At 57.5% G+C, this 20,133-nt stretch carries 17 protein-coding genes; 11 read left to right on the top strand and 6 right to left on the bottom strand.

The window, feature by feature from the left end:
* Positions 1–8 precede the first annotated feature (8 nt).
* Entirely contained in the window at positions 9–1,295 is a 1,287-nt protein-coding gene (gene guaD, locus ACEWZM_RS02900; protein ID WP_414005020.1) for a guanine deaminase, read from the bottom strand.
* A gap of 134 nt (positions 1,296–1,429) precedes the next feature.
* On the opposite strand from guaD, the gene mgtE reads away from it, so the two are divergent.
* The 4 genes from mgtE to ACEWZM_RS02880 all read left to right on the top strand — a co-directional run bounded on the left by mgtE (position 1,430) and on the right by ACEWZM_RS02880 (position 6,464).
* Entirely contained in the window at positions 1,430–2,818 is a 1,389-nt protein-coding gene (mgtE, locus tag ACEWZM_RS02895) for a magnesium transporter (RefSeq protein WP_414005019.1), read from the top strand.
* Between the two features lie 63 nt (positions 2,819–2,881).
* A complete protein-coding gene (locus ACEWZM_RS02890; protein ID WP_414005018.1) occupies positions 2,882–3,442 on the top strand; it encodes a 5-formyltetrahydrofolate cyclo-ligase in 561 nt (186 codons plus the stop codon).
* Between the two features lie 133 nt (positions 3,443–3,575).
* Entirely contained in the window at positions 3,576–4,388 is an 813-nt protein-coding gene (locus ACEWZM_RS02885) for a TIGR00282 family metallophosphoesterase (protein ID WP_414005017.1), read from the top strand.
* A gap of 297 nt (positions 4,389–4,685) precedes the next feature.
* Positions 4,686–6,464: an SLC13 family permease gene (locus ACEWZM_RS02880; RefSeq protein ID WP_414005016.1), complete on the top strand. Its 1,779-nt coding sequence runs from the start codon at positions 4,686–4,688 to the stop codon at positions 6,462–6,464.
* A 50-nt stretch (positions 6,465–6,514) separates the two neighbouring features.
* On the opposite strand, the gene ACEWZM_RS02875 is transcribed toward ACEWZM_RS02880, so the two are convergent.
* A complete protein-coding gene (locus ACEWZM_RS02875; protein WP_414005015.1) occupies positions 6,515–8,185 on the bottom strand; it encodes an FAD-binding dehydrogenase in 1,671 nt (556 codons plus the stop codon).
* Between the two features lie 112 nt (positions 8,186–8,297).
* Entirely contained in the window at positions 8,298–10,073 is a 1,776-nt protein-coding gene (locus ACEWZM_RS02870) for an SLC13 family permease (RefSeq protein WP_414005014.1), read from the bottom strand.
* A gap of 196 nt (positions 10,074–10,269) precedes the next feature.
* Between ACEWZM_RS02870 and ACEWZM_RS02865 the strand changes: the two genes are divergently transcribed.
* Together ACEWZM_RS02865 and ACEWZM_RS02860 are read left to right on the top strand one after the other, a co-directional pair.
* Complete coding sequence (locus ACEWZM_RS02865) at positions 10,270–11,010, top strand: YebC/PmpR family DNA-binding transcriptional regulator (RefSeq protein WP_414005013.1); 741 nt, start codon at positions 10,270–10,272, stop codon at positions 11,008–11,010.
* A gap of 127 nt (positions 11,011–11,137) precedes the next feature.
* Positions 11,138–11,608, top strand: coding sequence for a GNAT family N-acetyltransferase (locus ACEWZM_RS02860; protein WP_414005012.1), 471 nt, complete (start codon positions 11,138–11,140; stop codon positions 11,606–11,608).
* Between the two features lie 3 nt (positions 11,609–11,611).
* Here ACEWZM_RS02860 and ACEWZM_RS02855 read toward each other — a convergent pair whose 3' ends face one another.
* Positions 11,612–12,532, bottom strand: coding sequence for a COG3904 family protein (locus ACEWZM_RS02855; protein ID WP_414005011.1), 921 nt, complete (start codon positions 12,530–12,532; stop codon positions 11,612–11,614).
* A gap of 19 nt (positions 12,533–12,551) precedes the next feature.
* A complete protein-coding gene (locus ACEWZM_RS02850) occupies positions 12,552–13,436 on the bottom strand; it encodes a LysR family transcriptional regulator ArgP (protein WP_414005010.1) in 885 nt (294 codons plus the stop codon).
* A gap of 143 nt (positions 13,437–13,579) precedes the next feature.
* Here ACEWZM_RS02850 and ACEWZM_RS02845 point away from each other — a divergent pair, with 143 nt between their 5' ends.
* The 3 genes from ACEWZM_RS02845 (at position 13,580) to ACEWZM_RS02835 (ending at position 16,446) form a co-directional block, all read left to right on the top strand.
* Entirely contained in the window at positions 13,580–14,185 is a 606-nt protein-coding gene (locus ACEWZM_RS02845; protein ID WP_414005009.1) for a LysE/ArgO family amino acid transporter, read from the top strand.
* A gap of 145 nt (positions 14,186–14,330) precedes the next feature.
* Positions 14,331–15,293 (top strand): DMT family transporter, encoded by a 963-nt coding sequence (locus ACEWZM_RS02840; protein WP_414005008.1) that lies wholly within the window; start codon positions 14,331–14,333, stop codon positions 15,291–15,293.
* An 82-nt stretch (positions 15,294–15,375) separates the two neighbouring features.
* Positions 15,376–16,446, top strand: a complete 1,071-nt coding sequence (locus tag ACEWZM_RS02835; RefSeq protein ID WP_414005007.1) for a DUF1036 domain-containing protein — start codon at positions 15,376–15,378, stop codon at positions 16,444–16,446.
* A 35-nt stretch (positions 16,447–16,481) separates the two neighbouring features.
* On the opposite strand, the gene betI is transcribed toward ACEWZM_RS02835, so the two are convergent.
* The gene (gene betI, locus ACEWZM_RS02830) at positions 16,482–17,057 is read right to left on the bottom strand and encodes a choline-binding transcriptional repressor BetI (RefSeq protein WP_414005006.1); all 576 of its coding nucleotides are present in this window, start codon (positions 17,055–17,057) and stop codon (positions 16,482–16,484) included.
* A gap of 161 nt (positions 17,058–17,218) precedes the next feature.
* Here betI and ACEWZM_RS02825 point away from each other — a divergent pair, with 161 nt between their 5' ends.
* Positions 17,219–18,427, top strand: coding sequence for a BCCT family transporter (locus ACEWZM_RS02825; protein ID WP_414005005.1), 1,209 nt, complete (start codon positions 17,219–17,221; stop codon positions 18,425–18,427).
* 186 nt (positions 18,428–18,613) lie between these two features.
* A complete protein-coding gene (gene betC / locus ACEWZM_RS02820; RefSeq protein WP_414005004.1) occupies positions 18,614–20,122 on the top strand; it encodes a choline-sulfatase in 1,509 nt (502 codons plus the stop codon).
* Positions 20,123–20,133: the final 11 nt, after the last annotated feature.

Below are 20,133 nucleotides of genomic sequence, written 5' to 3'. Positions count from 1 at the left end.
AGCGCTACTCAGTCGCGAGAGCCGTTGATCCAAACTTCGGCGATAGCGCGGTCATCACCCATCATGATGGTGCAAAAAGCCGCCTCCCAAAGATCCTTCGCACCGGCGCTACGTTGTGCAATCGCCGGGGTTGAGGCCAGGTCCAGTACCACCAGATCGGCCTCCATGCCGGGGGCTATATTGCCGATTTTTGTTTCCATATGAAGCGCCCGCGCAGAGCCTTGCGTGGCGAGCCAGAGCAACTGGGCGGCATGTAGCGCTGTGCCCCGCAGCTGACCAACCTCATAGGCGGCGGCCATGGTGCGCAGCATAGAGAAACTGGACCCGCCACCGGTATCTGTCGCCAGACCAATCGTCTGCCCCTCGACCATCAACCCGGCCATATCAAACAGGCCCGATCCGATGAAGGTATTTGAGGTCGGGCAATGCACCAGTGCAGCCCCAACGTCTCGCAACCGGCTGCGCTCTCGGTCTTCCAGATGGATTGCATGCCCGTATAAGCCGCGTTCACCCAGCAGGCCGTAACGCTCGTAGGTGTCCAGATAATCCCGCGCCTCGGGGAACAGGGATTTTACCCATGCGATCTCATCCGTTTGCTCGCTCAGATGAGTCTGCATCAGGCAATCGGGATGTACCGCCCAAAGCGCTCCCAGCGCCTCCAGCTGTTCCGGCGTCGAAGTAGGCGAAAACCGCGGTGTGATCGCATAAGACAGTCGGTCAACCCCATGCCAACGTCCAATCAGCGCGTCGCTATCGTCATAAGCCGATTGCGCCGTGTCGCGCAGCCCATCAGGCGCGTTACGGTTCATGCAGGTCTTACCTGCGACTACCCGTTGCCCACGCGCCCGTGCCGCAGAGAAAAACGCGTCCACGCTTTCGGGGTGGATGGTGCAATAGCTGCACATAGTGGTGGTGCCATTGGCACGTGTCAGATCCAGATATCGACCGGCAATTTCATCGGCATAGGCACGATCGCCAAACCGCATCTCTTCGGGAAAGGTATAGCTGTTCAGCCAGTCAATCAGTCGTTTGCCCCAGCTGGCAATGATAGCGGTCTGCGGGAAATGTACATGCGCATCTACAAACCCTGCCAGGATCAGCCGGTCGCCATGATCTACCAACTCTGCTGCTGGGTGGGCTTTGCGCAAGCTATCCAGCGGGCCAACGGCCAGCAGCTTGCCGCCACCGATTGCCACTGCCTCTTGGAGTTTTGCTGCCGCCTCAGGGCTATCGCCATCAAAAGGGTTGCCCACAAATGACAGAACCTGCCCCCGTAAGATGTATTCTGCCTGCATGAGACACGGTCCTTTATTGCCAAAATACGATACGCAGGATACGCGCAGCAACATCGGCGGTAAATTACGTCATTGTCATTGTTTTTCGGTAACTGCTTCTTTTATTCCAGAAGCAAGCGCGAAAGGGGCCTCAGATGATAGCAGATGACCACCAAGAGCCAGTCGATCCCGCGTCTGAGGATGCCTATGAATTGGATCGCAAGCGCGTTGCCCAGATCCTCTATGCGGTGGATTGCAACGACAAAGCCCAGCTGACCGACCTAATGGAGCCGCTACACGCGGCCGACATCGCCGACCTTCTGGAACAGATCAACGCCTTTGACCGTGGGCGGCTGATCCGCCTTTATGATCGAGAATTTGACGGCGAAATCCTGTCGGAATTGGATGAATCCATCCGCGAAGAAGTGATTTCGATACTAGCTCCTCAGGTGCTGGCAGAGGCCGTACGGGATCTGGAAAGCGACGATGTCGTTGACCTGCTGGAGGATCTGGAAGAACCCCAGCAAGAAGCCATTCTGAATACGCTGGAGGATGCAGACCGGGTCGCTGTTGAACAATCTCTAAGCTATCCTGAGAACTCCGCTGGCCGTTTGATGCAGCGTGAAGTGGTGATGGCTCCTGACCATTGGACCGTTGGTCAGGCGATTGATTTCATGCGTGAATCTGATCACCTGCCAGATCAGTTCTACCATGTCGTGCTGGTTGATCCCCGGCTCTATCCGGTGGGCAATGTCACGCTCGGGCGCATTATGGCATCCAAACGCGAGGTGCCGCTGAGCCAGATCGTAGAGGAAACGTTTCAGATTATTCCCGTCGATCAGGACGAGGAAGATGTGGCCTATGCATTCAATCAGTATCACCTGATCTCAGCCCCGGTTGTCGACGATCAAGGGCGACTGGTTGGTGTCATCACCATGGATGACGCCATGGTCGTATTGGATGAAGAGCACGAAGAGGATATTCTGCGTCTCGCTGGAGTAGGTGAGGGCAGTCTCGCCGACCGTGTTCTGGCCACCACCAAGCAGCGCTTTCCCTGGCTCGCAGTGAATCTCGCCACCGCTATTTTGGCCTCATTGGTGATTGCCCAGTTCGAGGCAACAATTGCTGAATTTGTGGCACTTGCAGTCCTGATGCCCATCGTGGCCTCGATGGGTGGCAATGCCGGCACCCAGTCGCTGACGGTTGCGGTGCGTGCACTGGCCACCCGCGACCTTACCGGATCCAACGTCTGGCGGGTGATCCGACGAGAGGTTCTGGTCGGCCTTGTGAACGGTTTGGCCTTTGCCGTGATCATGGCTGTTGTCGGTATCCTTTGGTTCGGCTCGCCCATGCTGGGCGCGGTGATAGCCGTCGCTATGGTGATCAATCTGGTCGTCGCCGGGCTGGCGGGCACTGGGGTGCCAATTATCCTGGAAAAGATCGGCGTCGATCCGGCTTTGGCCTCTGGTGCCTTTGTGACGACGGTAACGGACATTGTTGGCTTCTTTGCCTTTCTTGGCATGGCTGGGGTGGTTCTGCTCTGATCTCTTCACCTTCGGCGCGCGACCATGCGGGCCGTATTCATTTGCTCTGACAGGATTGCAGTCATGGAAGACCTCACCGAGATCAAGGCCGTTGCCCGCAAAGCCGCGTTTCAGCGTCGAAAGGCTGCCTTTGATATGAACAAGCCGGGCGTGGCGGGCCATCTTTCCGAGGTGCTGGCAGGATATCGCGGCGTGCCCTTGTCGGGCTATATGCCGATCCGCAGCGAAATTGATCCGCTCCCTGCGATGGCCGAAGCAGCAGCCCACGGCCCAGTAGGCGTGCCGGTTATTCAGGCGAAAGATACACCGCTGAAGTTCAGCCGCTGGCAGCCAGAAGGCGCGCTGCGCGATGGGGCCTTTGGTGCCAAAGTGCCTGAGGTAGATGATTATTTCGAACCTGAAATCCTGATTGTGCCGCTTGTCGCCTTCGATACGCGCGGTGGTCGATTGGGGTATGGCGGTGGCTTCTATGATCGCACGTTGGAGTTACTACGCGCCAAACGGCCGACGCTTGCGCTTGGATTTGCCTTCGACCTGCAAGAGGCGGAGGACCTGCCGCTGGAGCCGACTGACCAACCGCTGGACATGCTGATTACCGAAAGCCGGATTTTGCAGTTCACCTGATCCGACGCAAAAGGGTAAAAGCCCTGCTAAATTTCAGTCATGCAGGATTTTTGGTGCTTAAAACACTGTGAAATTGGCTCTGGAGGCACTGCGGGACTTGTTCTGCAAGGCGGAGCGGCCTAGGAGGGCTGCCATGCGACTATTATTTCTTGGCGATGTCATGGGCCGTGCGGGACGCAAGGCCATCTCCGAACACCTCCCGCAATTGCGCAAGGACTGGCGGCTCGATTTCGTCGTGGTCAATGGCGAGAATGCGTCCAACGGCATGGGTCTTAATGGCGAACATGCCAAAGCCCTGCTGGATGCGGGGGCTGATTGCCTGACCTTGGGGGATCATGCCTTTGACCAAAAGGACATGTTGCAGGCGATTGAAAAGGATCAGCGCATTATCCGGCCGTTGAACTTTGCCAAGAACGCACCTGGTCGCGGTTTTCGGCTGTTTAATGCGCCTGGCGGGCGCAAGGTTCTGGTGGTGCAGGCGCTGGGGCAGGTGTTCATGAAACGTGCCTATGATGATCCCTTTGGTGCGGTCGAGGCGGTGCTGAAATCGCACCCCCGTGGTGGTTTGGCGCAGGCCGTGATCGTTGATATGCATTGCGAAGCCACCTCTGAGAAAATGGCGATGGGCCATTTTTGCAATGGTCGCGCCTCTCTTGTGGTGGGAACACATACCCACGTACCGACTGGCGATGCCCAGATCCTGTCCGAAGGCACCGGCTACCTGACAGATGCGGGCATGTGTGGTGACTATAATTCCGTCATTGGTATGGAGAAAGCCGAACCGATGCGGCGTTTCCTGACCGGTATGCCCAAGAACCGCTTTTCCCCTGCGGAGGGCCCGGCGACGTTGTCCGGCGTTTTTGTCGACACTGATGATCGTACTGGCGCCGCCAAGTCGATCCGTATGGTGCGGTTCGGCGGACTTCTGGAGCAGGCGATCCCCTGAAAGAACTTGGCTTCTTGCACGCCCAGTTCTTGCGCCAATACGCGCGTGTTGTCTCCCTCGGCACCGTGGATGGATTTGCTGTGGGATATCTGCCTGTTGTCAGGGCAGAAAAACGAACTCTATTCGCGGAAGACCGCTAAATGAGGGCCACAGAAACCTGTCACACAGCGCGCCCCTTGCCTCAACCTGCCGTATCAGGTTCACTCCAGTGATCCGGACAATGCGTAACCCGGTACTGGCAGTTCTCTCAGGTCGCGGATGATTGATCTTTCAACTTCTTGGATGTCTTTACCCCTGATGCAGTTTATTCCCCTTGGCGAAACCGGTGGCGCGGTGCTGACGTTGCTAATCGTGGCTGCAATGTTCGTGGCTTTTCTGCGCGAAACGTTTCCGACCGAAGTGGTCGCACTTGCCGGGGTTTCTCTCATGCTTGCGACCGGGGTTCTGCCCTATCAGGCAGCACTGCCGGTGCTCGCAAATCCGGCACCCTGGACCATTGCGGCAATGTTCATCATCATGGGGGCACTGGTCCGTACAGGGGCGCTGGACGCCTTTACTGCTCAGGCGCGCAAACAGGCCGAGGTGAACCCGAAACTGGCCATTGCCTTGCTGATGGTATTCGTCGTTGCTGCCTCGGCGGTGGTGTCGAACACGCCTGTTGTTGTGGTGATGATACCGGTATTCATTCAGATCGCCCGCACGATGAATGTCTCGGCATCTAAGATGCTGATACCGCTCAGCTATGCGGCAATACTTGGCGGCACGCTTACCCTGATCGGGACCTCTACAAACCTGCTGGTTGATGGTGTCGCACGGGCGCAGGGGCTGGCACCTTTCACGATCTTTGAGGTCACGCCACTAGGCATAGTTCTGGTGATCTGGGGGATGATCTATCTGCGCTTTGTTGCGCCGCGCCTGCTGCCGGATCGCAGCAGCATGGCCAGCTTGCTCAGCGACCGGTCGCGCATGAAATTCTTTACCGAGGCGGTGATTCCCCCGGACAGCAACCTTATTGGTCGCGAAGTAACCGGTGTGCAGCTTTTCAAGCGTCAGGGCGTGAGGTTGATCGACGTCATTCGCGGTGATATCTCTCTGCGGAATGCTCTCAAAGGCGTCGCGCTGCAGGTCGGGGATCGTGTGGTTTTGCGCACCCAAATGACTGAAATCCTGAGCCTGCAACGCAACAAGGAACTAAAGCGTGTCGATCAGGTGTCTACGGTGGAAACCGAGACGGTTGAGGTCCTGATCACGCCGGGTTGCCGAATGGTTGGCCGTTCGCTGGGTGCCATGCGTCTGCGCCGTCGCTACGGTGTATACACGCTGGCGGTTCATCGCCGAAACCAGAACATCGGCGTTCAGCTGGAGGACCTGGTGATACGGGTCGGCGATACCTTGCTATTGGAGGGCAATGCCGAAGACATTCAGCGACTGGCAGCGGATATGGACATGGCAGCGGTGTCACAACCATCTGTGCGCGCCTACCGCCGCCGCCACGCACCCATTGCGATTGCCGTACTCATCGGCATCGTAGTGCTCGCCGCGCTTGGTGTCGCACCAATCTTGTTGCTGTCGATTTTGGCGGTATCAACTGTGTTAATCACCCGCTGCATCGATGCGGATGAAGCGTTTTCCTTTGTGGACGGCCGCTTGCTGACATTGATCTTTGCCATGCTGGCCATTGGTGCCGCTTTGGACAGCTCTGGTGCGGTGCGTTTGATCGTAGATGCGGTCGCGCCGTCTCTCTCAGTGCTGCCGCCGTTCATGTTGATCTGGGCCATATATCTTCTGACTTCGATCCTGACGGAGCTGGTCTCCAACAACGCGGTTGCTGTGGTGGTCACTCCGATCGCGGTAGGGCTGGCACAGGCCATGGGTATTGACCCGCGTCCGCTGGTGGTGGCGGTGATGGTCGCGGCATCAGCCTCCTTTGCGACACCCATCGGTTATCAGACCAATATGCTGGTCTATGGCCCCGGCGGGTACAAGTTCACCGATTTTCTGCGCGTCGGCATTCCGCTGAACCTCAGTATCGGTGTGTTGGCGTCGCTTCTGATCCCGTTCATCTGGCCACTTTAGGATCGGACGTTAGGATTTTGTTAACCATAAGTTTTCTGCAATAGCATGGGTCATGCTATTGCAAGAGACTGTCCTGCCTGACGACCTGTGAACAGGCAGCCGCCCAAAAAGCTACCTTCCAGTGCGTTGTAGCCGTGATAGCCACCGCCGCCAAAACCCGCGACCTCTCCAACCGCAAACAAGCCTGATACGGCTGAGCCATTCGCGCCGATTAACTGACCGTCCAGATTGGTCTGCAACCCACCCAAAGATTTGCGTGTCAGAATGTTCAGCCGTACGGCGATCAACGGCCCGTTTTTGCGATCCAGAATGCGATGAGGCTTGGCTGTGCGGATCAACCGGTCACCGCGATAGTTGCGTGCGGCATTTATGGCGATCAACTGCGCATCCTTGGCAAAGGGATTGTCGGCCTGTGCATCGCGCGCCTCGATCTGACGGCGCAGATGGCTTTCTTCCAGTGGTACCTCACCCAGCTCATTCATTCCGGCCACCAGCTCAGTCAGGGTGTCGGCAACCACAAAGTCTGCTCCGTGTTTTTTGAAGGCCTCAACCGGGGCGGGGGCGCGGCCGCGTGACAACAGTCGCGCTCGCAGCACTTCACCCCATTTGCCAGAGGTCAGATCCGGGTTCTGCTCCGATCCCGATAAGGCAAATTCCTTCTCAATGATCTTCTGGCTCAGAATAAACCAACTATAGTCTTGTCCAGTCTTCAAGATTTCGCGCAGCGTGCCCAGCGTATCGAACCCCGGCAGATAGGGGGCAGGCAGGCGGTCGCCATTGGCATCGAACCACATCGAGGAGGGCCCCGGTAAAATACGAATACCGTGATTGGGCCAGATTGGATCCCAGTTACGCAGGCCTTCTGTGTAGTGCCACATCCGGTCTGCATTGATAACATGGCCACCAGCGGCCTCGGTGATCGGGATCATTCGGCCATCAACGTGAAAGGGCACACCAGCCACCATGCGACCTGGGGCAGGGCCAAGACGCTCCACGGGCCAGTTTTTTCGTACGGCCTCAAGATTGCCGCCGATCCCGCCCGAAGCAACTAGCACGGAAGGCGCATAGACCTCGAACTCGCCGATTTCCTGCCGGTTGGTCCGGGCACCCTGCGGAGCGTCATCTACAGCAAGCACCTCACCTGACACGCCTTTGACAATGCCAGCTTGGGTGATGATATGGCTGACCTGATGGCGAAATCGCGGTTGGATCAATCCTGCTTCAATATGGGCACGCACCCGGTTCGCAAAGGGGGCGACCACCCCCGGCCCGGTGCCCCAGGTCAGATGAAACCGGGGCACCGTATTGCCATGGCCCTCGGCATCACCGCCACCGCGTTCAGCCCAGCCAACCGCCGGAAACCAGCGTAGACCCAGCCCATGCAGCCAGGCCCGCATCTCGCCGCTGGCAAAGTCCAGATAGGCACGCGCCCAACGTTGTGGCCAATGATCCTCTGGACGATCAAACTGTGCGCTGCCGAACCAGTCACGTCGCGCCAGATCCGTGCTGTCACGAATACCCATGCGACGCTGCTCTGGTGTATCGATCATGAACAGCCCGCCGAGACTCCAATGTGCCTGCCCACCAAGGAAGTGTTTGGGTTCTTGGTCGAGCAGGATCACCCGCTTGCCCCGATCCCCCAGTTCCGCCGCTGCGACCAGCCCGGCCAATCCTGCGCCGACAATGATCACATCTGCACTGTTTTCGCTTGGTTTTGCCATGGCGCGCCTCTGCTGCTGATCCTTGATGCTTTATCAGCCTAAGCGTGCGGATAGCATTGGTGCAAACACTGGTGGCCCTGCCGTCGGGTCAGATCAGCAAAGCGCAGCGGAGTTAGAGCGGCCAGAACACAAGGATAGACGGGATGGAGACGGCGATTATCAGAACCTCCAAAGGCAAGCCAATGCGCCAATAGTCGCCAAATTGATAGCCGCCGGGACCGAGAACCAGCGTGTTGTTCTTATGTCCGATCGGGGTCAGAAAGGCGGCTGATGCCGCTACGGCCACGGCCATCAGAAACGGATCTGGTGACACGCCAAGCCCATTTGCCATCTGGATCCCAACCGGGGCCGCAACAATTGCTGTGGCGGTATTGTTCAGCACATCCGACAAGGTCATGGTCACCACCATCAGAACCGTCAGAATGGCCCAGGCGGGCATGCCATCAGTCAGCGTCAGCAGGCTGTCGGCAATCAGCGCCGTCCCCCCGGCGCTGTCCAGCGCAGCTCCCAGTGGGATCATTGACCCAAGCAAGACCACCACGGGCCATTCGATGTGATCATATAGCTCCGCCAACGGCAGGATCTTGGTTAGAACATAGGCGACGACCACCATACCCAGCGCGATCGGCAAATAGATAATCCCCAGCGACGCTGCCAGAACCGCACCGGCAAACAAGCCGATGGCCAGCCAGGTCTTGTCATTTGCTGTCACTGACAGACCGCGCTCCGCAAGCGGAAGACAGCCCAGCCATTCGGTCACATCCGGGCCACGGTCGCGTGGGCACAGTAATAGAAGGATATCACCCGCCTCAATCTGTTCCTGCCGAATATGCCGGGTCAGGCGGCGCCCCTGACGTGCCAGCCCCATCAGAACGGTATTCTGACGCCAGGCCAGCCCAAGCGCCTGTGCGCTGCGGCCCTTGATGCGCGCTGTTTCCGGAACCACGACCTCGACCAATTCCAGCCCGTCGCCGGCAGCACCCAGTTTTTCCTGCCGCGCCGCATCCGCAAAATCAAGCGAGGCCGCAGTGCGAAATTCATCCAGGGCCTCAGGCGTGGCCTCCAGTACCAGCGCATCACCCGCGCGCAGCAATTGCCCAGCCGAACGCCCATAGAGCCGCTTGCCGTCGCGGATCAGCCCAAGGATGGCGGCATCTGCTTTCTCGGCATCCTTGTCGAACTCACCCAGCCGTTGGCCGATCATGTCAGAGTCTTCGGGCACGGTCAGCTCTGCGATATACTGCGACAGCTGCGCCTCGGATGCGCCGGCCGCATTCTGGCGCAGCGGGATCAGCCGCCAGCCGATCAGCGCCACAAACAGCAAGCCCGCCAGCGCCGCGATGCCACCGACAGGGGCGAAATCAAACATCCCAAACGGCTCGCCCAATGTCTCCTGACGGATTGATGCAATGATGATATTGGGCGGGGTGCCAATCAGCGTGGCCATACCGCCTAGTATTGTGGCAAAGGACAGCGGCATAAGGCTCATGCCTGGGGTGCGTCCAGCCTTGCGCGCGGTCTGGATATCCACGGGCATCAGCAGCGCCAGCGCCGCCACATTGTTCATGAAGGCAGACAGAACCGCGCCAATTCCACCCATCAGCGTAATATGTGAGCCCAGATTGCGACTGCTGTCGACCAACGTGCGTGTTATCAGGAACACCGCCCCGGACCGCACCAGCCCAGCGGATACGACGAGTACAAGCGCCACCACCAGCGTTGCCGGATGGCCAAATCCCGCGAAGGCGTCATTTGCAGGCACGACACCGAGCACGACCGCCACCATGAGCGCTGAAAATGCTACAATATCATAGCGGTACTTTCCCCATAGCAGCAGGCCAAAGACAGCGGCGAATAGGGCGAATAGAATGGTCTGGTCAAATGTCATGATGTCACTCTAGCTTCTAAGACGCGCGGCACAACCGCTTGAATGCGCAAGTAGACCCAAGATGAAAGCGCCCGATCAGCCGGTAGTGGTGGGATTGGGGGCCATAACACGTGCTTGACAGATGGGGCGCTTGAAAGCCCCCCGGTGTCGGGGCTATATGGGCGCCAGATCCAAATTGAAGCAGCAAGGATGCACCATGGCAGGCCATTCCAAATGGGCGAATATCCAGCACCGCAAGGGCCGTCAGGACGCCGCGCGGTCGAAATTGTTCTCGAAACTCTCTAAGGAGATCACCGTCGCCGCCAAAATGGGCGACCCCGATCCCGAAAAAAACCCGCGTCTGCGTCTGGCTGTCAAAGAAGCCAAGAGCCAGTCCGTTCCGAAGGATGTGATTGACCGCGCAATCAAGAAATCCACCGCAGGCGACGGCGATGATTACGAAGAAATCCGCTATGAAGGTTACGGCCCTAATGGCGTTGCGGTTATCGTCGAGGCAATGACAGACAACCGCAACCGTACCGCCTCCACTGTGCGCTCCACGTTTTCCAAGAATGGCGGCAATCTCGGCGAAACCGGTTCGGTTGGCTTCATGTTCGACCGCAAGGGCGAGGTGACATACCCGGCCACGGTCGGGGATGCGGACACTGTTATGATGGCGGCGATTGAAGCCGGTGCAGAAGACGTGGAAAGCTCGGAAGACGGTCATACGGTTTACTGTGCTGACACCGACCTCAATGAGGTGTCAAACGCGCTCGAAGGTGAGCTGGGCGAGTCGGATTCGACCAAACTGGTGTGGAAACCCACCACCACAACTGAGCTGGATCTCGAAGGCATGCAAAAGTTGATGAAGCTGGTGGACGCGCTTGAAGATGACGACGATGTCCAGCGTGTGACTACAAATTTCGAAGCCTCGGATGAGGTGATGGAGCAGCTCTAATAGCTGCCCTGCAAGTAATGATGGTCTCGGCCCAAAGGCCCGCTGCTATGGCGGGCCTTTTTGGTCTCTAGTCCGGCTCAGGGTCTCTGCCTTCCGGACGGTTCCTCGGTTCTGAAAAGGTATATTGATGAATATCAGACACTTTCGTTCCGAAGATGCAGCGGCCTTGGCGCAAATTTTTCATGCAGCGGTGCACGGCGTCGGCGCGCGCGATTACAGCGCGGCACAACTCGCAGCATGGAGCCCGGAACCAGCCCCATCGGACCACTGGCATCGCCGTGCCACCGACGGGCGCGAGGTCTTTGTGGCGGTCGATGCCAATGATCAGGCCTGGGGGTTTATCGAGCTGGAGCAGGACGGACATATCGACTGTTTTTATTGCCATCCTGATGTGGCCGGCATAGGCGTTGGCCTTGCTCTCTATCAACAATTGGAGACCTGCGCGTGGGATCTTGGTCTGACGCTTTTGTTTGTGGAGGCCAGTGAGGCTGCGAAGCGGTTTTTCATACGGCAGAGTTTTATTGACGAAGGTCGACGCGATTTCGAACGTCGGGGCGTGCCAATGCATAACTATCGCATGACTAAAACGCTGATCTGAGGCTCAGGGCAGGGTCAACACCCCGGCACGGTGCAGCTCCGCTGCATCCGGGATCCAGAGATCGCTGTTAGCGGTGGCAAACAGCCGGTCGGTAAAGCCCGCACTGATGCCCTGTTGCACCAGAAACGCCCGGTCCCGCTGCTGTTCTTTCTTCAGGTCCACCTGTGGTAGGCCGCCAGGATAGGCCAGCATATAAGAGTGGAAGCCTAGCGCGCCGCCTTCGGCCAACCTGCGATCCCGCCCAGCCACAAAGACCAACGTGCAAGCCGAGGCGCATAGGCCCTCGACAACAGTGTCCAACGACCGCTCCCGTATTAGCTGGGCAACGCCACGTGCTTCATAAATGAGGCCGCCAGGACCACTCAGCGCGACCTCGCGCAAGGCAGGGGTATCCTCCATCAGGGCTTCCATGCGTCGCGTCAGCCCATGTGGGATTTCCCCGGCAAAGACCAGCCGCTGCCCATCCGGTGACACCGACAAATCATATAGCGCTTCACGGGCCAGCTTTTCCTGCTCTGCATAGGCTGGTTCGGCAGGGGTGGTGGCGATCAGGACAGCGTCCCACCACAGCGTAACCGTGGCAAACCCAGAAAAGAGAATGGCAAGATAGCCCCCCCAGACCGGCGCCAGATGACCCGTGTCGCGGATATGCATATCCGCGCTGCGCAGAAAACACTGTGCCTGCCAGAGCAGCAACAGCCCATCAATCAGCACCAAAGCATAGAGCAGGCGCACCGGGAGAGCGACGACTGCATTCAGCAACGACCATGTCAGCAACACCGTCACCCTCGGCAGGACGAGTTGCCACAGGAAGCTGCGCCCCAGCGTCAGAATGCGCAGTCGCTTTGGTGAGCTGCGAGCCACGTCTTTTCTGATGTTTAACAGTTTGGTGCTTTCGGTCTTGCTGTCGTGGTCCTCTGGCACTTTGCTGTGCCTCCGCTGTTTACACTGGCATCAAATGTCGCCTAGCTGATTTGAGCACGGCACGGGTCACATCGGCAAGGGCCGGGGCCAGAACGCGGCTCACCTGCCATGTCAACGGTACATCCAATGGTGTGTGGTCGATCATCGGACGCAAGCTTTCCGTCGCCAGATAGGGTGCAACCAGCTGCTCCGGGTTCATGCCCCAGCCGACCCCCGCCAACGCTGCATCGACAAATCCATGGCTGGACGGAAGGAAATGCGCAGGCGGGGCAATTCCCCGTCCGACATGGGCAGACAGCCAGCGTGCTTGCAGCTGATCTTTGGCGTTGAAAATCAAACAGGGCGCGGTGGTTGCGGCTGCTTTTGTAACGCCCTGAGCAAACCACCGATCCCTGAAGACTGGCGCGACCGTCGCGATATAGCGCAACGCACCCAGCGGATAGGCATCACAGCCTGTCACCGGCTTTGCATGCGCCGTGACAGCTGCAGAAACCTCACCACGGCGCAGCCAATCGGCGCTGTGGTCCTGATCGTCGATCACCAGATCGAACAGCAACCCGTCAGTAGCTGCCATCACCGGAATGAACCAAGTTGCAAGACTGTCAGCATTGATCGCCACCCGCAGGCGTGATGCGCCCGGCGTTCGTTCCAGCCGCAGATCATCGGATACGGCCGCCTCCAACAGTGCCACATCCTCGGCATGTTTTGCGATCCGCAGGCCTGCCTCAGTGCCCATGCAAGGAGGGCCGCGTTTGACCAGACTTGTACCAATCCGATCCTCCAACGCCTTGATCCGTTGTGAAATAGCCGAGGGTGTCACCAATAACGTCTGCGCCGCCGCATCAAAGGAGCCAAGCCGCAGAACCGCTGATAGCGCAGCGAGCTGATTGGGGTCAAACTGCATTAGCATTTCTTAATTAGCGTTACTCTGTTTAATTTGCTTACATCTAGCAGGCGGCGTAGTCAAAACCTTAGCCATCGACAGAGCCTGCTAACATCGGTCTGGACAAACATCGGTCTGCGCATCGATCAACAAAGGATACCGCAATGCCCCCGAGCCTGATCGCCGGATTTTTTCTTGGCCTGAGCCTAATCCTGGCCATCGGCGCGCAAAACGCCTTTGTGCTGCGGCAGGGGTTGCGCCGGCAACATGTGTTCTGGATCTGCCTGACCTGTGCAAGCTCCGATGCGCTGCTGATCACAGCAGGGGTCTTGGGCTTTGGCTCGTTGGCACTGGCCGTGCCATGGTTCGAATTGGCGATGCGTCTGGGAGGTGCGGCATTTCTACTGTGGTACGGCGCGCGCAGCCTAAAGGCTGCCTGGCTCGGTGGCGCGCATCTGGACAGTGAGGCCGGGCAGGGCGCACCGGTGAGGCTATGGCCGATGCTTGCGACGGTGCTTGCACTGACTTGGCTGAATCCGCATGTGTATCTTGATACTGTCGTGCTGCTTGGCTCGATCTCGGCGCAGTATCCGCAGCCGCTGTTGTTTGGCCTGGGTGCTGCGGTCTCCAGCTTTGTGTTCTTTTTTACTCTTGGCTATGGCGCCAGCCTTCTGGCACCGGTCTTTGCTCGCCCCCGCGCGTGGCAGGTGTTGGATCTGCTGGTCGGTCTCACCATGTGGGCCATCGCCATCAAACTGCTGATGATGTGAGCCTGTCGGTTGTCCTGAATGATCTGTCTGGTGTCCCAAATGGTCTATCTGGCCGGTTTGACCAGTCAAACGATGGGCGGCATCTTCTGAGGATCAGAAGTATTTCATATGTGAAGGGTTGTCCTGCGGTGGTCCGGGTGCTCTCATGCGCACCATGACCCAAACACCCCAAGATCGCCTCGCGCTTGAGCCAGCCACAGACCCGTCGTCAGCAGCCTCCAGTCAGCCATTAAAAGGCGTATTCTGGATGTTGATGACGGGTTTTTGTTTCGTCGCGGTGACGGCGCTTGTCAAATATCTTGGTGATCGTATTCCGCCAGCCGAATCCGCCTTTTTGCGCTACCTTCTTGGGTTGGTGTTTCTGGTGCCGATGATCGGCACGCTGCGTCGCACTCGGATCACCACTCGGCTCTGGGGACTTTTTGCTCTCCGGGGCTTTGTCCATACACTGGCAGTAATCCTGTGGTTCTTTGCGATGACCCAGATCCCACTCGCTGAGGTTACGGCAATGAATTACCTCTCGCCGATCTATGTCTCTATCGGAGCTGCGCTGTTTCTGGGTGAGCGCATGGCACTGCGGCGGGTGGGGGCAATTCTGATTGCTCTTGTGGGGGCGTTGATCATTCTGCGTCCCGGGTTCCGCGAGGTGGAGGCAGGTCACATGGCGATGCTCGTCACCGCTCTTGGATTTGGCGCGTCCTATTTGTTGGCAAAGACCACCGTTGACGGCACCAACCCGGTGGTTGTTGTGGCGATGTTGTCGATCTGGGTCACTGCGTTCCTGGCGCCTTTTGCCGCCGTTGTCTGGGTGACGCCAACCCTTTGGGAACTGTCGATCCTGTTTGCGGTCGCCTGTTTTGCCACTGCGGGACACATCGCGATGACACTTGCCTTTGCGTCAGCCCCGGTCACGGTGACGCAACCGGTAACGTTTTTGCAATTGGTTTGGGCAACTCTGCTTGGCGCATTGGTCTTTGGTGAGGCGGTGGATGTCTGGGTCGTCGCGGGGGGCTGCTTGATCCTCGCTGCTGTCAGTTTCATCACTTGGCGGGAGGCCGTGCCGAAACGGCGTGCACTAACGCCTGTCAGCCTTGCTACGAAGGTCTAAGTTTGCAAAATCGTTACTTAATACTGATAGTTGTTATGAGCGGATCTTGTAACAGGCAGATCTGGGAACAGAGGTGAGAGAGATGTACGCCCGATTGATCCTGGCGCTTTTGCTTGCACCACTGCTCGTGGTGCAGCCTGCGCAGGCAGATCAGGCTTATGTTGGTTTAGAGATCTGCAATGACACGCCGGTACCGCAATCCGTCAGCGTGGCTTACCGCGAGGATGGTCAGTGGACCTCTCATGGGTGGTGGCATCTTCCGCCCGAAACCTGTGAGAGCATTATCGACAGTCCCTTGCAGAACCGTTTCTACTACTTCCACAGTCAGGCGCAGGGCTGGCAGTTTCTGGATGAACGGATTTCCTTTTGTACAGCGCCAGGTGAATTCAGCATCTCTGGCGACAAAAATTGCGTAACACGCGGATATGAAAACGCATTTTTTGCCAAGATCGACACGACTGTTGCCAGCGAATTGGAGGGTGTAGCACCGCTTGCATATGTCGCTGCGCTGGGCGATCACTCGAGATCTCAGAATAGCGGGACCGATACTGGGGCCGTTGCTTCCGGGTCAATATTCGAGGTTGGAGCTCCTTTCGTGCGGGATGTTACTTTTCAAGGATGCCAACGACGGCGCGGTGACGGTCGGGTGATCTGTAAAATGGTTGCTAATGACGGCCAGCTTTGCGTGATGGATGACGGCCGAACCGAACAGGCCATTATCGACCGCTTGCAACAATTAGAACCCGGCACGCCGGTGCGGGTTTCCGGCAACAGTCTGGCGACGGATGACAGGATCACCCATGTAAGCCTGAGTACCCTGACCGAGCGCGATGAAACCCGCTACGATCATATGCTGCAACAACTCTCCGGTGAATGGGTGTCGCAGGCTGATGGCTATGACCACTTTGTGGTAGAGGGCGCGACGCGGCGCAACTACTACGGTGTGGTTGAAACCATGACCGAGCTTCTGTCTGTTCAGAATGCCTGCGGCGATAGTCCAGAGGATGGGCCGTATTTGGTGTCACAGGCTGAGGATGGCGGCCCGGATCACTGTTATAAGATCACTTCGCTGACAGAGAATGACCTTGTTTTGACCTATCTTCCGCATGGGACCGAGTTGAGGTACCAGCGGTCCGATCTGCCATTGAATTGAACCGGCGCCATATGGCCGGGCCACCTTGGTCTAAATTAGCCAATCACCAGATCCACCACGCGGTGGGCGGCGCGGCGTGCTTCGGCTGGATCCAGCGGTGTTTCGGATTGGGCGGCTTGCAACCAGACGCCATCCATATAGCACTGTAACGCGTGGCGCGCGGTCTCGACCCGGTCTTGTGGCAACAGACGGTTCAGCTCGGCCAGAAAATGGCTGCGCACGCGGCTGCGGTTGATTCTGTGCAGACGCGACAGACGCGTTGAATAGGGGGCGCTGGCCCAGAATTGCATCCACAGACTGCACGGGGCGACTTGGAATAAATCATCGTCAAAATTGGCGTCCATCACCGCATATAAACGGTCTTTTGGGGTGCTCGCAGTGGCATAGCCTCTGATCATCGCCTGACGCAACTTGTGCAGAAGATGACGCATCGTGGCCTCCATCAGACCCTCTTTTGAGCCGAAATAGTAGTTGATTGAGGCAGCCGAAGCGCTAGCTTCCCGCGCTATTTCTGCCATTGTAACAACGCCATAGCCGCGAAGATGGACCGCGATTATGGTGGCTTCGATAAGCTCTTCGTTACGGATGTCTCGAATTCTTTTTCTTCCCATTATTCAGTCTTGCGTCAGGTCGCCGCCTGTTTCAACTCCTGTTATGTGCATTTTGGATCTTAAATGATCATTTAAAAAAATGTTTAGAGACGCACCTTTTTCTGCTATGCCTCCCCCACACGTCAAAAGGGCGATCAACGCCTATCCAAAGGGAGGGACGTATGACAACTATCATCTCAGCCGGGATCTTGCTGGCCTTTGCGCTGGTGATTTTCTGCGTGATCAAGTGGTGGAACATGCGCATCATCGGGGTGACCCCGGTGCCGCTGTTCACCTTCGTCGCAATTCTGTTCACCTCGGGTCTGGATGTGGGGCTGATCATGTTCCCTCTGGCCTTTGACTTTCCGCTCTATGCCGACACGGCAGCAGAGCCGGCCTATGCTTTCACCAATCCACTGGCGCTTGAGTTTGGCTTTTGGGGCTTCCTGATTTGGGCCTTCTATTTCCTGACCTCCTTTTACTTCTGCGCCATCGAGCCACGGGTGAAGTTCTTCGAGATCAAGCTTGTGAAGCTGCTAAACAATCTGGTGATCATCACCACCTGTGCCTTCACCGGCGCATTGTTCCTGATCTACATGCCGTATTACATCGCCGAAGTTGGCGACGGCGAGACGGTCATTCCGGCCTTCTACGTGATCTGCTTCCTGGTTATTCTGGCGGCGGCCTATTCCTCCACGGACATCAAATATGTGCGTATCCTCTCTGTCGGTTCCAGCATCTTGTTCCTGGCGCTGATCTTGGGCATGTGGGCCTATGCCGGCATGGGATTGGGCGAGTTCTTGTCAACCGCTGGCAATATCGGCGGCTACTTCGCCAACATCCACAAATTCATCATACCGCTGACAGAGTATCATGAATTCTACCTGTTCTGGTGGTTTGCATGGTCCATCATGATTGGCCAGTTCACCTCCCGTTTTGTTGGTGGTCTGACCACATGGCAACTGCTCGCCGCCTTGCTGGTGATCCCGTCCATCCCGCTCGGTTTGTGGTTCTCGGTGCTTTACTTCTATCACCTCAACGCCATCCCAACCGCAGGTCTCATCAACTGGTCCATGACCGTCGTTGGTATCCTCTTCGTGATCAACTCGTTTGACTCGCTGATCCGCCTATACACCGATAACATGAACCTGAGCGCGGAACGCCTGGGCAAGCTGCCTTACGTTCTGGGCAATGCGGTGGCTCTGTTTGCGCTTACTCTGGCGTTCCAAAGCCAGTGGTTGCAGATCCAGTGGGTCGGTACCGTGGTGATTGGCATCTACATCGCCTGCTTGGTCTATATCTTCGCCAATAAACGCAGTGAAGTAGCGGCGATCACAACCTCACCTGAAGAAAATACCCTCGATTTCGAGCGTATCAAAGCAGCCCACTAAATCCGGGCGCCCCGGCCCGCCACTGGCAGGGCCGGGGCCACACGCGGCTCTGCCGCAATCGTATATCTGCCGTCAGGATTGGGCCGTCGCACCACGCCGTGGGTTTTTCACTCGCTGCAATACCCGCCCTCACGCACGCCACCGCCGAACGGCCAAATTGCGATACCTGTAGGAGATGTTTGAAATATGACTGCCCCGAATATCTTGATCGTGATGGTGGACCAGTTGAACGGTACACTGTTCCCGGATGGTCCGGCTGATTTCCTACATGCTCCCAATCTCAAAAAACTGGCCGCGCGCTCTACCCGATTTGCCAATGCCTATACCGCGAGCCCTCTTTGTGCGCCGGGCCGTGCCTCGTTCATGTCCGGTCAGCTGCCATCACGCACCGGCGTTTATGACAATGCGGCAGAGTTCCGCAGCGACATTCCCACATATGCCCACCACCTGCGTCGCGCAGGCTACTACACCTGCCTCTCGGGCAAGATGCATTTCGTCGGTCCAGACCAAATGCACGGCTTCGAAGATCGGTTGACCACAGATATCTACCCGGCCGACTTTGGGTGGACGCCGGATTACCGCAAACCGGGGGAACGCATTGACTGGTGGTATCACAATATGGGCTCGGTCACCGGAGCCGGCGTCGCCGAGATTTCCAACCAGATGGAATACGACGACGAGGTTGCCTATCACGCCAAGGCTAAGCTCTATGATCTGGCGCGCGGCAAGGATGACCGCCCATGGGCGCTGACTGTCAGCTTTACCCACCCGCATGACCCCTATGTGGCACGCCGCAAATACTGGGATCTTTACGAGGATTGCGAGCATCTGTTGCCGCAAACCCCGGCGATGGGCTATGAGGATCACGACAGCCACTCTAAGCGGATATTTGATGCCAACGACTGGCGCAGCTTTGATATTTCCGAAGAGGATATCAAACGCTCCCGTCGTGCCTATTTCGCCAATATCTCCTATCTCGATGACAAAATCGGTGAGATACTGGAGGTGCTGGAAACCACAAGGCAAGAGGCAATTATTCTATTTGTCTCTGACCATGGCGACATGCTGGGAGAGCGTGGCCTCTGGTTCAAGATGAGCTTTTTCGAAGGCTCTTCGCGCGTCCCTTTGATGATCTCTTCACCGGATCTGCCAGCCGGGTTGATTGAAACACCTGTATCCACATTGGATGTCACGCCAACGCTGGGCGCGCTCGCGGGTGTGGATATGGCAGAGATTGAACCTTGGACAGATGGTCAAAACCTGTTGCCACTGGCCATTGGCACAGAACGCGCTGAACCGGTTACGATCGAATACGCAGCCGAGGCATCTTATGCGCCACTGGTATCGCTGCGCTATGGCAAGTGGAAATACAACCGCTGCGCGCTGGACCCCGATCAGCTGTTTGATCTGGATGCAGACCCGCAGGAGCTGACCAACCTCGCCGATGATCCGGCCCACGCGGGCACGCTGCAAACCTTGCGCGCCAAATCAGAAGCCCGCTGGGATCTGGACAAGTTTGACGCGGATGTCCGCGCCAGTCAGGCCCGCCGCTGGGTTGTTTACGAGGCGCTGCGTCAGGGCGGTTACTACCCATGGGACTACCAGCCACTGCAAAAGGCCTCGGAACGCTACATGCGCAACCACATGGATCTCAATGACGTCGAGGACGGCAACCGCTTTCCTCGCGGCGAATAACACTCACACAC

It is taken from the genome of Phaeobacter cretensis, assembly GCF_047372505.1.
GTDB lineage: Bacteria > Pseudomonadota > Alphaproteobacteria > Rhodobacterales > Rhodobacteraceae > Phaeobacter > Phaeobacter cretensis.
This window is presented reverse-complemented; position numbering and strand designations above follow the sequence as displayed.